Raw genomic sequence first — 13,384 nt, forward strand, 5'->3', positions numbered from 1 at the left:
TTTTAAATTTGTGGACAGATACAATTTCAAGTTAATTGAAGATTTTTGGCAAAATTATTGGGAACAAAACAAATCTTTTAAAACTAAATTAAATAAAAATAAGAAAAAATTTTACTGCCTAGAAATGTTTCCATATCCATCGGGAAAAATTCATATGGGGCATGTTAGAAATTATACAATTGGTGATGTTCTTGCTAGATACAAAACACTGCAAGGTTATAATGTGCTTCATCCTATGGGCTGGGATTCTTTCGGTATGCCAGCAGAAAATGCTGCTAGACAAAACAATTTAGACCCTAAATCCTGGACAGAATCAAACATCTCAAATATGAAACAGCAGTTAAAAATGCTTGGACTTTCAATTGATTGGGAAAGAGAAATTTCAACATGCACACCAGAATATTACAAACACCAACAAAAATTTTTTCTTGAACTTTATGACAAGGGCCTTGTTTATAGAAAAGAACAATATGTTAACTGGGATCCGATAGATCAAACAGTATTAGCAAATGAACAAGTAATTGATGGTAAAGGATGGAGATCAGGAGCTATTATTGAAAGAAAAAAATTAAATCAATGGTTTTTTAAAATTACTAAATTTTCAAAAGAATTATTACAAAATTTAGATACTCTGAATGAATGGCCTGAAAAAGTAAAATTAATGCAAAAGAACTGGATTGGACAGTCTTTTGGATGTGAAATAAAATTTAAGATAGAAAGTAAAAAAAATATTGATTATGTAGAATGTTTTACAACCAGACCAGATACTTTATTTGGAATGTCTTTTTTAGCTTTATCTGTTGATCACCCTATCGCTAAGTTTTATGAACAAGATCCTGAGTTTATTGAATTTAAAAAAAATTGCTCAAAAACGGGTACTACAGAAGAATCTATAGCAAATGCAGAAAAAATTGGATTTAAGACTGATTTATTAGCTATTAATCCAATTGATAATAAAATTAAGGTTCCAGTTTATTTCGCAAATTTTGTTCTCATGGACTATGGTTTTGGTGCTGTTTTTGGATGTCCAGCACATGACCAAAGGGATTTTGATTTTGCAAAAAAATATGATCTCGAAATTAAAACTGTAGTAACACCAGAGATTAGTGAAGAAAATTTTAAAGTAGATAAAAAAGCATACACAGGATCTGGCTACATAATAAATTCATCATTTTTAAATGGTCTCGAATGTCCTAAAGAATCTATTAATAAAACAATTAAATATTTAGAAGAAAAAAGTTTAGGTCAAAAAAAAATTAACTATAGATTAAAAGATTGGGGAGTATCAAGACAGAGATATTGGGGTTGCCCAATCCCAATAATATATGATGATGAGGGCAATCCTCATAAAATACCACAGACAATGTTACCCGTTAAACTCCCAGAAATAGAAAAAATTAAAACCACAGGAAATCCTTTGGACACTATAAACGAGTGGAAAAAAGTAGAAATTGACGGGAAAAATTATACTCGAGAAACAGATACCCTGGATACATTTGTTGATTCTTCTTGGTATTTTTTAAGATTTTGTTCAGCTGACAATGAAAATTATGGTTTTACAAGAGAGGACATTAAATATTGGATGCCAGTGGATCAATATATTGGTGGAGTAGAACATGCAATTCTTCATTTGTTATATTCAAGATTTTTTATGATGGCTCTTTCATACAAAAATACTAACTTTGATATTACCGAACCTTTCAAAGGATTATTTACTCAGGGAATGGTCTGTCACGAAACATACAAAGATCAAAATGGCGAGTGGCTCAGTCCTGAGGAAATTATTGAGATCAACGGCAAAAAATATTTAAAGGAAAATAAAAAAATAGAGGTAAAAGTTGGTTCCTCTGAGTCGATGTCTAAATCTAAAAAAAATACTATTGATCCTCAAAAAATAATTGAAAATTATGGGGCCGATTCTGTAAGACTATTTATTCTTTCTGATAGTCCTCCAGAAAAAGATGTTCAATGGTCTGAGGAGGGAATTGTTTCGTGCTATAAATTTATTCAAAAATTTTGGTTACTTCATACAAAAATTTTAGAAAAAATTAAAAATAATATTAATGAAGAAAAAAACAAAGATTTTGAAAAGTTTACAAATCATTTTATTAAAAAAATGAAAAATAATCTTGAAAGTTTTCAGTATAATGTAGTAGTGGCTAACATTCATGAATTATACTCTTTCTTATTTAAAAATTCTGAAAAAATTTTTTTTAATCAATTATTTATTGAAAACTATAAAAAATTATTAATATCCATAATGCCAGTAATTCCACATATTGCGAACGAAGCTTTAAAAACACTTAATATAAAAGGACCATTTGAATTTCCAAGTTATGATGAACAGTTATTAAAAGAAAAAAATGTTAACTTCGTAATTCAAATTAATGGAAGAAAAAGAGGTCTTTTGAATTACGAAACCAACTGTTCTGAAAAACAATTAGTTGAAGCTGTAAAAAAAGATAATAACATCAATAAATATATTGCTAATAAAAAATTTAAAAAAATCATTTTTATTCCAAATAAACTAATAAATATTATTATCAATTAATGAAAAATAAAATTATTCTAATTTTAACTATTTTAATTTTACTAGCATCTTGTGAATATGAGCCAATTTATAATAATTCAAAAATAAAAGATATAAGATTTGAATTTATTGAAATGGAAGGCGATCAACAAATTAATAAATTAATTATTAACAATTTAAAGAGAAATCAAAAAAAACTTTATTCAGATATTTATAAAATTAAGATTAAATCTAAGTTCAATAAAGTTGTATTAGCAAAAGATAAGTTTGGGTCACCTACGGATTATAAACTATCAGTAACATCAAACTTTGGGGTAGAAAATGAACAGAAAAAATTATCTTTAGTTTTAAATGAAGAATTTATTTATAAAAACTTACAAGAAAATTATGATCAAAGTAATTACGAGAATACCATTAAAAAAAATTTAGCTGAACAAATTTCTGAAAAATTGAGGACTAAACTCTTAACTAATTGATGATTCTTAAGTCCTTTAATTTAAATAATATTGATATTAAAACAAATATAATTCTTTTCTATGGGAATAATGAAGGGCAAAAGGAAGAGGAGATTAATAAATTATACAGAAAAAGTGAAAAATTAGAAAAAATTAAGTATGACGAAAAGGATGTTTTATCTGATTTAGAAAGTTTTTATTCAGCTATTTTTAATCATTCTTTTTTTGAAAATGAAAAATTCATAATTATCAAAAATGTTACAGATAAGATTCTAAATATAATAAATGAGCTAATCTCAAAGGATCTTGGAAATTTGAGATTGATTCTAAATGCTAATGTTTTAGATAAAAAATCAAAATTAAGAAATTTTTTTGAAAAAGATAAATTTTATGTATGTGTTCCATTTTACCCAGACAATGAAATTAGTTTATCAAAAATTGCTTACCAACATTTAAAAGAAAATAATATTTCACTTTCGAGAGAAATTATTAATCACATTATAAAAAAATCTAATGGTAATAGAACTCACCTGTTAAAAGAAATTGAAAAAATAACTTTATTTTCAAAAAATAAAAAAATCACAAATGAACAAGTATTTAAACTTGTAAATTTAAATCAAGAGCATGAATTTAATGAATTGATTAATAGTTGTTTAACTAGAAATGAAATTAATGTTAAAACAATTTTAAATGACAATACAATTACACACGAAGATATCATTGTCATCATTCGAACTTTTATAAATAAGATTAAAAAATTAATTAAATTAATAGAATTATATAATGAGAAAGATAACCTGGAAGAAACAATTAACTCTTTCAGACCTCCAATATTTTGGAAAGAGAAAGAAATTGTAAAAAAACAAATTTTAACATGGTCTAAAAATGAAATTAAAAAATTATTTTATGAAATAAATTCTTTAGAATTAAATGTTAAACAAAAAAGTGATGTTTCTAGATATATGTTAATTAATTTTATTTATGAGAAAGCTATAAAAAAAACTAATAATATTTAGATATTATTTCAATTATTTTTTTGAGTTGATCTATATCTCTATAATGAAATATTAGAGAGCCTTTATTTTGTTTATTATTCTTAATTTCGACATTTAACCCAATTCTTTCAGTAGTTTTATTTTCAAGATCTTTAATATTGGGGTCTTTTATGTATTTTTTTTGTATCTTTGATTTAAAAGTTTTAACGAGGTTTTCAGATTGCCTTACAGAAAGTTTTTTTTCAACAATCTTAGTTGCAATAAAACTCGCATTTTCTAAACCAACTAGAATTTTTGCGTGGCCTGCACTTAATTTTTGCTCCTCAATTAATTTTAAAATATCATTAGGTAAATTTAATATTCTAAGAGCATTGGCAATATAGCTCCTGCTTTTACCGATAAATTTAGAAACTTTTTCTTGATCATATGAAAATTCGTCAATTAATCGTTTATAACCCCTTGCTTCTTCGAGTGAATTTAAATCATGTCGTTGAACATTTTCAACAATAGCAAATTCTAGAGATTTTAGATCATCAGCTTCTGTAATAACTACTGGAACAGTATGAAGTCCGGCTCTTTGAGCTGCAAGCCATCTTCTTTCTCCTGCGATTATTTCAAATTTAGAAGCATCGTGCCTAGATTTTCTAACTATGATTGGTTGGATAACGCCTCTTTCTTTTATTGAATTTGTTAAATCCTCTAAAAAAGCTTTATCAAAAATTTTTCTTGGCTGATATTTGTTTGGAACTAAATCACTTATTGGTAAATGATTTTTTTGAGTCGAAACTTTTACTTCTCCTATCAATGAAGATAGTCCTCGACCTAGCCCTTTTTTTATTTTTTCCATTAAGCGGCACTTCCAACAGTTGTCTCTTGGTTTATAAATTCGTCGGTAAAGCTGAAATATGATTTGCTTCCTGGACAAAATTTATCATAAATTAAAACTGGCATTCCATGTGATGGTGCCTCTGACAATCTAACGTTTCTTGGTATTACAGTTGAATAAACTTTTTCGCTAAAATAATCTCTTGCTTCTTTTTCAACTTGTGAAGATAGTTTATTTCTTTTGTCATACATTGTTAAAAGTATACCTCTGATTTTTAATTCTGGATTTAAACTTACTTTTATTCTTTCAATTGTTTTCATAAGCTGAGTTAAACCCTCTAAAGCAAAAAATTCTGTCTGCAGAGGCACTAATAGTGAGCTTGAACAAACAAGTGCCATAACAGTTAATAGACTGAGAGAAGGAGGACAGTCAATAAGTATATAATCATAAGATCCTCTAGAATCATTTAAATATAAGGCTAATTTACGTTTTAAAATAAAAGCTCTATTTGAATCTTCAGCTGTTTCAACTTCTAGACCTGATAAATCCACATTGGAAGTTATTAAATCTAAATTTTCAAAATTCGTCTTCTTGATTACATGATAAATTTCTTTAGTTCCATTCAAGACCCCATAAATTGTATCACTTGAGTTATCCATGTTAGATAATCCAAGGCCCGTAGTTGCATTTCCCTGAGGATCCAGATCTATAACTAAAATTTTTTTATTAAGTTGTGATAGCCCGGCTGCAAGATTTATTACTGTTGTAGTTTTTCCTACCCCACCCTTTTGATTTATGACAGAAATAATTTGCATTCAATTTAATTTAAAATCCTTTTAATTTTTTTTTTCAATCTTTTTTATATTTATTAAAAATGAATCCTTACTTGTTAAGCTTTTTTTTACTAAATATTCTAACTTCCATGTTTTTTTAGAATTTTCAAAAATTTTTTTCCCACTTTTACCCATAAAGAAAATTAAATTTTTATATTTCGAAAAATTCTCATAAACTAAATCTAAAACAACAGGCATAGGTTTAAATGCTCTTGACATAATTGTTCCAGTCTCTAAATTTTTTGTCTCAAAAATATTTTTTTGAAAAACTTTTGTATTTAAATTTAATTTTTCTGAAACTTTTTTTAAAAAATGGCTTTTATGGTAGCTTTTTTCATATAAATGAACATTCATTTCATTTTTCATATTTTTTAATATAATTGCCACTATTATACCCGGAAAACCTGCGCCAGAACCCAGATCTATAGTTGTATTGCTATTTAAATCAACAAAATCAATTATTTGCGCTGAATCAATAATATGACGCTCAATTAACATGTTTTTTTTGGCTGTATTTTGACCAATTAAGTTTATTTGTTTATTTTTTTCAATAATTAAAGATATGTAGTTTTCAAAGTCTAAAAATGTTTCACGTGAAACATTTAAATCATTGAGTTTAGAGTAAGAATTTAAAATTTCTTGATCCATTAAGCTATATGCTTAATAGACTTTCTTTTAAGATGTGACAACAAAATATATACTGCTGCAGGAGTTATTCCATCAATTCTAAGCGCTTGACCCATAGTTTTAGGCCTTATTTCTTTAAATTTGGCTTTTACCTCATTAGATAAACCTGAAAGCACATCATAATTTATTTTATCAGGAATAATTAAGTTCTCATCCCTCTTAAAAGCTAAAATATCAGCTTTTTGCTTCTTTAAATATCCCCTGTAATGAGCATCGATTTCTACTTGTTCATCTATTTCATCACTAAAATATGGTATTTCAGGCCATATTTCTCTGATTTTACTCATATTTACGTTCTTTTGAGTTAGAACTTCATTTGAAGACCTCAAAATTCCATCTTTCGCTATTTTAATTCCAAATTTTTCAGCTTTAGATGGGGAAATGCTAGATTTACTCATTTTTGAACTAATTTTTTCAATTTTATGAAATTTATCTAGGAATATTGCTTTTCTATCTTTTCCAATTAACCCGATCTCTATTCCCTTAGCTGTCAATCTTTGATCCGCATTATCCGCTCTCAAACTTAATCGATATTCTGCCCTTGATGTAAACATTCGATATGGCTCTGCCACTCCCTTTGTAACCAAGTCATCAATCATTACTCCTAAGTAAGCATCAGATCTATCAAGTATAAAAGGCTCAGAATTTTTAACAGATAAAGCTGCATTTATACCAGCTATAAGTCCTTGTCCGGCTGCTTCTTCATAACCTGTCGTTCCGTTAATCTGTCCAGCCAAATATAAATTGCTGATCTTCTTTGTTTCAAGGGTCAAGAATAGTTCACGTGGATCTATATAGTCATATTCTATAGCATATCCTGGCCTTACAATTTTAACATTTTCTAAACCATTGATATTGCTACATATTTCTTTTTGTACATCAGCTGGGAGCGATGTGGAGATCCCATTTGGATAAATTGTGTGGTCGTTAAGCCCCTCTGGCTCTAAAAAAATCTGATGACGAACTTTATCTGCGAATTTTACTATCTTGTCTTCTATAGATGGACAATATCTTGGGCCGACTCCTTTTATGTTACCTGAATACATTGCACTTTTGGATAAATTTTTTTCTATAATTTTATGAACCTTCTCATTTGTATAAGTCATTCGACATGACACTTGTTTGTTCAAATTTTTTTTAGTTAAGAAGGAAAAAAAATAAGGATCATCATCTGCAAATTGTTCCTCAAGATTATCAAAATTAATCGTTCTTGCATCTAACCTGGGAGGCGTCCCAGTTTTTAATCTTCCAATTTTAAAATTATATTTTGCTAATTGTTCACTTAAACCTGTTGAAGGTTTTTCATCATACCTTCCTGCTGGTGTTCTTTCATCACCTATATGAATCAAACCATTTAAAAAAGTTCCTGTTGTTAGTATTAACTTTTTACATGATACCTTTTTACCTTCTTTTGTTTCAATACCATTTGTAGTATTATTATTAAAAATAAAGTTTATTACAGGATCAGAAAAAATGCTTAAATTACAATAGTTTATAAGTTTTTCTTGCATAAATTTCCTGTATAGTGCTCTATCTGATTGAGTTCTTGGTCCGCGCACAGCTGGCCCTCTACTTCTATTTAATAATCTAAATTGTATGCCTGATTTATCTGCAACATCTCCCATAACACCGTCTAATGCATCTATTTCTCGAACTAAATGACCTTTACCTAAACCACCTATTGCAGGGTTACATGACATCTCACCAATCGTTTCTATGTTATGAGTGAATAGGGCGGTGTTTACACCTAATCGAGCAGAAGCTGCAGCTGCTTCACATCCTGCATGACCACCACCAATTACAACTACATCAAATGACAAATCATTTTTCATGAGTTGAATTTATATGTGAATACATAATTTACAAGACAGGCTCATTTTTTTTGTAAATAAACATTAATTATCAACAGTTTTTTTAAAAAAGGTCTAAAAATCAAGGAAAAAAGGGGATTACTTACCGATGCAAAAATCGTTGAAAATACTACCCAATATCTCTTCTACATCAACTTTTCCAACGATCATACCTAAATGTCTAGTAGCTAATCTTAAATCTTCTGCTGCTTTATCAAAATCTTCTATTTCGTTTTTTTGATTAAAGTTATTCAAATGATCTAAACACTGTTCTAAATGTTGTCTATGTCTTTCTCTAGTAATTAAAATATCATCACTAGTTATAAATTTATTTTTTAAATTATTTTTTATTTTTGAAATTAGTTCATCAATATTTTTGTTATCTTTAATTGAGATTAAAACATGATTAATATTTTTTATTTCTAAATCAATTTCTTTTTCTAAAAGATCAGACTTGTTTATAACTAAAATTGCATTTTCATCTAATAAACCCTTCAAAACATCAGTAAAATCAGGGCTTTTTGCTTCTACGACTACTAGCTTTAAATCTGCTTCTTCAGCTCTATTTAAAGATAATTTTATACCTTTTTTTTCTATTTCATCCTTTGATTCTCTTATTCCTGCAGTGTCAGATATTATTACGGGATAGCCATCTATACTAAGATGTGTTTCAATTACATCTCTTGTAGTACCAGCTATTTCAGAAACAATCGCAACATCTCTATTTGATAAATAATTTATTAAGCTGGATTTCCCTGCATTAGTAGGTCCAAGGATTGCAATCTTAAAACCTTCTCTAATTCTTTCTCCAACTTTTTGATCATTTAAAATCTTTTCAATTTTTTTAATAACTTCATTTGAATCATTTTTAATTTCATCCATAATATTGTTTGGTAAATCTTCATCAGGAAAATCGATTTTAGCTTCGACATGTGACAAAATTTTTAACAGTTTTTCTCTTAAAAAATTAAATTGATCAGCAGCTTTTCCATTCATAATTTTGATTGCTTGCTGTCTTTGAATTTCAGTTTCCGATGAGATTAAATCTGCAATACTTTCTGCTTTTAATAAATTTATTTTTCCATTTTGAAATGCAAGTTTAGTAAATTCACCTGGCTCTGCTAATCTGCAATTTTCAATTTGAGAAATAGAAAAATGGAGTGCGTCTACTACAGCTTTACTCCCATGAACTTGAATTTCAGCCATATCTTCGCCTGTGTAGCTCTCAGGCCCAGGAAACCATAGTATGATACCTTCATCAATAAGCTCAGAAGTATTGATTTTCCTGATTTTTCTTAATGTTGCTACTCTTGGCCTAGGAACTTTTTTGCCAGTTAGAGACTCAACTACTTTTGATGATCCTTCTCCTGAAATTCTAATTATAGCAACACCAGAAATACCAGGTCCTGTTGAGAGTGCAAAAATTGTCATTTTAATTTCCAAAATTTATAATTTAATATTAGCATATATTTAATGATTATTTGGATATCTTCTTTCCCTAAAAGTGGAAATACGTGGGTAAGATCAATTATCTCAGCGTTAGTTTATAGTGATGATGGAATATTTAACTTTGACTTGATAAAAAAAATTGATCAATTTCCACTTAGAAAACACTTTATAGAGTTTACAAAAGATATTGGAAACATTCATTCTGTCAAAAAATATTGGGTATTAGCCCAGGACAAAATAAACCTGGATAATGAGCCCAAATTTCTAAAAACACATCAAATAAATTGCAATCTAGATGGATATTCTTTTACAAACAAAGATAACACTGCTGCAACTATTTACATTATTCGAGACCCAAGAAATGTCATTGGTTCAATATCAAACCATTTTTCGGTTACAATAGAAGAGGCTAAAAATATAGTACTAGGTGGACGAGTATTAATTAATAAAGATAAATCATATGAGCATGATGTGGTAACTTTATTAGGATCATGGAGTGAGCACTATAAGTTTTGGACAAAAAAAAATAACAATTTACTTTTATTAAGATATGAAGATATTTTGCTCGACCCAAAAAAACAATTAAAAAAAATAATATTATTTTTAGAAAAATTTATTAAATTTAAAATCGATAACTACAAAGAAAATAATATTATTAAATCTACTTCGTTTAAAAATCTACAAGATTTAGAGGATAAAATTGGATTTAATGAAAGTATAGTTAGCAAAACAAATAAGAAAATTAAATTTTTTAATTTAGGATCAAGAAATAACTTTAAAGAATATTTAGATAAAAAAATTCAAGCTGAAGTGGAAACAAAATTTTTTTTTGAAATGAAAGAACTAGGTTATTTGTAATATATTTTAACTAATAAAAAACTAATCTAATTTATTAAAGAAATCTTTAAAATAAGGCTTATAACTATCGCTTAAACTCAAAGAAGAATTATATATAGGGTTTCTTGCTTGAGCAATACTTGCAGTCTTAATAGGAGTTTTATTATTAGAGTGATGATTTAAACAATTATCATCCCATTCAAGGTCACAAAAATCTAATAATTTTTCTATTTCAGCTTTCTTGTTTGTAATAAGATTTTCATACTCAAGGGTATAAATAAAGCCTGGTAGCTTAGAATACCAAAAATCCATTAATGAATTATAATTATGATAATAATTCAATATATCATCAAAGTTGTAAGCCCAATTCATTAAAGAAGAAGTAAAATAATTTTTAAATATTGATAAACATATTTCTTTTGGGTTTCTCTTTATATGAATAATTTTACAATTTGGGAAAAAGATCTTTATGAATCCTATCCATTTAAAATTTTGAGGTGTTTTATCTGTTATTATTTCTTGTTCATAATTAAAGATTTTTAATTTACTAAAATATTCTTCATTTAAGAAATTTTTATAATCATTTTGTTTTTCTACTAAATGATTTTTTTTAATTTCCAGTTTATTAAAAAAATTTTCATGAATAATATTGTGTAAAAAAACCAACTCTCCTGCACCGATAACTTTATTGTGTGATGCCACTATTTGTTCTGTAAGTGTTGTTCCAGATCGAGGCATACCACAAATGAAAATTACTTTTTTTTTTGAATAACTTTTATGTATTTTATTTATATCTATATCGTTAAAAATTTTTTGAAGATTATTCATGATTTTTACTTCTTGATCTAAATTCGATTTTATATTTTTTTCTTGATTTTGATTTGCTAGTTTTATGAATTTGCTTGCAGTCTTAAAATCCTTAAGGTCATCATAAGCCTTGCCTATAGCGAATAAAAAATTAGTTTTCTGATAGTCATCCAGGTTATTGTTTTTTAATATTTGCTCCATCTTTGATAAATGAGCTATAGTTTCTTTTTTTTTTGTAGAATATTTATAGATATTTCCTAGTGCTTTATTTGCAATAGAGTTCTTTTCATCAATCTTTAATATATCTTCTAAAATTTTTTGTGACTTCTCAACTTCATTAACACTTTGAAATGCATCAGATAACTGAAGCATCAAATCTTTTGGGTTTATATTTTTTTTTTTTGAAATTTTTATTGCTTGCTCATATAGTTTTATAGCACCTGTAAAATCATTAATAGTAGTTTTTAAGTTTGCATAATTATTGTAAGCTTTGATATAATTAGGATCCATTTGAATAATTTTTTTATAAACTTGCTCAGCTTTTTCTAATTGACCTATAAATTTTAAAGAATTAGCAAGATTGTTCATTGCAGCAATATTGGATGGATTGATATTTAGTGATGCTTGGAAAAAATGGATTGCTTGATTGTGCTGGTTTAATCCTTGATAACCCATACCCATTAAATTAATAACAAAAGGATTTCTTGGAAATTTTTTATTTAAAATTTTACATCCTTCAATAACTTTTTTAAAATTGCCTACTGATAAATATTTTTGAAGTATTGTGGCTTTTTTAACAAAATCCATTTCTAAATTTTAGAAATTTTAGGCAGGTTTATTCATTGAATTAAAAAACTCAGCATTATTTTTTGTGTCTTTCAATTTTGAACTTATAAATTCAATAGCATCCATAGTGCCCATAGGAGCGATAATTCTTCTTAAAACATTCATTTTTTGTAGATCATTTTTATCAAACAAAAGCTCTTCTCTTCTTGTTCCTGATTTAGTTATGTCAATTGCAGGGTAAATTCTTTTATCAGCAATTTTTCTATCTAAAACTGTTTCACTGTTACCGGTGCCTTTAAATTCTTCAAAAATAACCTCATCCATCCTACTTCCCGTATCAATTAAAGCTGTAGATATAATTGTAAGTGAACCACCTTCTTCAATATTTCTTGCTGCTCCAAAAAATCTTTTTGGTCTTTGCAATGCATTAGCATCAACACCACCGGTTAGGACTTTACCTGAGCTTGGTATAACAGCATTATAGGCTCTCCCAAGTCTGGTGATTGAATCTAAAAGTATAACAACATCTTTTTTATGTTCTGTTAATCTTTTTGCTTTTTCAATAACCATCTCTGCAACAGCAACATGTCGTTGTGCAGGTTCATCAAATGTCGAGCTTATAACTTCTCCTTTTACAGTTCTTTGCATGTCAGTAACTTCTTCAGGTCTTTCATCTATAAGTAAAACAATCAAGTAACATTCAGGATAATTTTTTGCTATTGAGTTTGCGATACTTTGTAAAATCATGGTTTTACCAGCTTTTGGAGGTGAAATTATTATCGATCGCTGGCCTTTTCCAATTGGGCTTACTAAATCAATCAATCTCGAAGTTAAGTCAGGTTTTTTCTCTACTTTAGATGTTTCAATTTCCATAACTAATTGTTTGTCTGGATATAATGGAGTTAAATTATCAAATGCAATCTTATGTCTAGAATTTTCAGGTTCTTCAAAATTAATTTTACTCACTTGCAATAAAGCAAAATATCTTTCACCTTCTTTTGGTGCTCTTACAGGTCCTTCCACCGTATCGCCTGTTCTTAATCCAAACTTTCTAATTTGACTGGGGCTTACATATATGTCATCGGGTCCTGGTAAATAATTAGACTCCATGGCTCTTAAAAAACCAAAACCATCTTGAAGTAATTGTAAAACCCCAGCTCCAGTTATTTCTTCTTTCTCAGCAACTTTTTTTAAGATTGCAAAAAGTATTTCCTGTTTTCTCAGCGTACTGGCATTTTCAATTCCAAGCTCTTCGGCCTGTGAAATAAGTTGCTCAGAAGTCTTTAATTTTAATTCTTGAATGTTCATAAATTTAAGGATTTTAGTAGA

General features: G+C 27.8%; 11 protein-coding genes. 4 read left to right on the forward strand and 7 right to left on the reverse strand.

Annotation, left to right across the window (positions count from 1 at the left end; translation table 11 throughout):
• The first annotated feature begins 10 nt into the window (after positions 1-10).
• Genes leuS through holA form a run of 3 tightly spaced genes read left to right on the forward strand, consistent with a single transcriptional unit; the run spans position 11 to position 4,001 of the window.
• Entirely contained in the window at positions 11-2,551 is a 2,541-nt protein-coding gene (gene leuS / locus B9N70_RS06105; RefSeq protein ID WP_085114909.1) for a leucine--tRNA ligase, read from the forward strand.
• A complete protein-coding gene (locus B9N70_RS06110; RefSeq protein WP_085114910.1) occupies positions 2,551-3,006 on the forward strand; it encodes a hypothetical protein in 456 nt (151 codons plus the stop codon). The genes leuS and B9N70_RS06110 overlap by 1 nt, the downstream gene beginning before the upstream one ends.
• Positions 3,006-4,001 carry a DNA polymerase III subunit delta gene (holA, locus tag B9N70_RS06115; protein WP_085114911.1) on the forward strand — a complete coding sequence of 332 codons (996 nt, stop codon included), beginning with the start codon at positions 3,006-3,008 and terminating at the stop codon, positions 3,999-4,001. Before B9N70_RS06110 ends, holA begins: the two co-directional genes overlap by 1 nt.
• On the opposite strand, the gene B9N70_RS06120 is transcribed toward holA, so the two are convergent.
• From B9N70_RS06120 to mnmE, 5 genes are all read right to left on the reverse strand, one after another.
• Positions 3,988-4,827 (reverse strand): ParB/RepB/Spo0J family partition protein, encoded by an 840-nt coding sequence (locus B9N70_RS06120; RefSeq protein WP_085114912.1) that lies wholly within the window; start codon positions 4,825-4,827, stop codon positions 3,988-3,990. The two genes, holA and B9N70_RS06120, sit on opposite strands and share 14 nt — an antisense overlap.
• Positions 4,827-5,621 (reverse strand): ParA family protein, encoded by a 795-nt coding sequence (locus tag B9N70_RS06125; protein ID WP_085114913.1) that lies wholly within the window; start codon positions 5,619-5,621, stop codon positions 4,827-4,829. The genes B9N70_RS06120 and B9N70_RS06125 overlap by 1 nt, the downstream gene beginning before the upstream one ends.
• Positions 5,622-5,642: 21 nt before the next feature.
• Positions 5,643-6,287 (reverse strand): 16S rRNA (guanine(527)-N(7))-methyltransferase RsmG, encoded by a 645-nt coding sequence (rsmG, locus tag B9N70_RS06130; RefSeq protein ID WP_085114914.1) that lies wholly within the window; start codon positions 6,285-6,287, stop codon positions 5,643-5,645.
• Positions 6,287-8,158 (reverse strand): tRNA uridine-5-carboxymethylaminomethyl(34) synthesis enzyme MnmG, encoded by a 1,872-nt coding sequence (mnmG, locus tag B9N70_RS06135; protein ID WP_085114915.1) that lies wholly within the window; start codon positions 8,156-8,158, stop codon positions 6,287-6,289. Before mnmG ends, rsmG begins: the two co-directional genes overlap by 1 nt.
• Before the next feature lie 117 nt (positions 8,159-8,275).
• Positions 8,276-9,607, reverse strand: a complete 1,332-nt coding sequence (mnmE, locus tag B9N70_RS06140) for a tRNA uridine-5-carboxymethylaminomethyl(34) synthesis GTPase MnmE (RefSeq protein ID WP_085114916.1) — start codon at positions 9,605-9,607, stop codon at positions 8,276-8,278.
• Between the two features lie 42 nt (positions 9,608-9,649).
• On the opposite strand from mnmE, the gene B9N70_RS06145 reads away from it, so the two are divergent.
• Complete coding sequence (locus B9N70_RS06145) at positions 9,650-10,483, forward strand: sulfotransferase domain-containing protein (RefSeq protein WP_085114917.1); 834 nt, start codon at positions 9,650-9,652, stop codon at positions 10,481-10,483.
• A gap of 21 nt (positions 10,484-10,504) precedes the next feature.
• Here B9N70_RS06145 and B9N70_RS06150 read toward each other — a convergent pair whose 3' ends face one another.
• Positions 10,505-12,076: a tetratricopeptide repeat-containing sulfotransferase family protein gene (locus B9N70_RS06150; protein WP_085114918.1), complete on the reverse strand. Its 1,572-nt coding sequence runs from the start codon at positions 12,074-12,076 to the stop codon at positions 10,505-10,507.
• An 18-nt stretch (positions 12,077-12,094) separates the two neighbouring features.
• Positions 12,095-13,363: a transcription termination factor Rho gene (gene rho / locus B9N70_RS06155; protein ID WP_085114919.1), complete on the reverse strand. Its 1,269-nt coding sequence runs from the start codon at positions 13,361-13,363 to the stop codon at positions 12,095-12,097.
• Positions 13,364-13,384: the final 21 nt, after the last annotated feature.

The organism is Candidatus Pelagibacter sp. HIMB1321 (assembly GCF_900177485.1).
Lineage (GTDB): Bacteria > Pseudomonadota > Alphaproteobacteria > Pelagibacterales > Pelagibacteraceae > Pelagibacter.

Coding starts and splice junctions, on each gene's coding strand:
- rho (WP_085114919.1), bottom strand. CDS start 13,363: ATGAACATTCAAGAATTAAAATTAAAGACTTCTGAGCAACTTATTTCA.
- B9N70_RS06125 (WP_085114913.1), bottom strand. CDS start 5,621: ATGCAAATTATTTCTGTCATAAATCAAAAGGGTGGGGTAGGAAAAACT.
- B9N70_RS06110 (WP_085114910.1), top strand. CDS start 2,551: ATGAAAAATAAAATTATTCTAATTTTAACTATTTTAATTTTACTAGCA.
- B9N70_RS06120 (WP_085114912.1), bottom strand. CDS start 4,827: ATGGAAAAAATAAAAAAAGGGCTAGGTCGAGGACTATCTTCATTGATA.
- holA (WP_085114911.1), top strand. CDS start 3,006: ATGATTCTTAAGTCCTTTAATTTAAATAATATTGATATTAAAACAAAT.
- B9N70_RS06145 (WP_085114917.1), top strand. CDS start 9,650: ATGATTATTTGGATATCTTCTTTCCCTAAAAGTGGAAATACGTGGGTA.
- B9N70_RS06150 (WP_085114918.1), bottom strand. CDS start 12,076: ATGGATTTTGTTAAAAAAGCCACAATACTTCAAAAATATTTATCAGTA.
- rsmG (WP_085114914.1), bottom strand. CDS start 6,287: ATGGATCAAGAAATTTTAAATTCTTACTCTAAACTCAATGATTTAAAT.
- mnmE (WP_085114916.1), bottom strand. CDS start 9,607: ATGACAATTTTTGCACTCTCAACAGGACCTGGTATTTCTGGTGTTGCT.
- mnmG (WP_085114915.1), bottom strand. CDS start 8,158: ATGAAAAATGATTTGTCATTTGATGTAGTTGTAATTGGTGGTGGTCAT.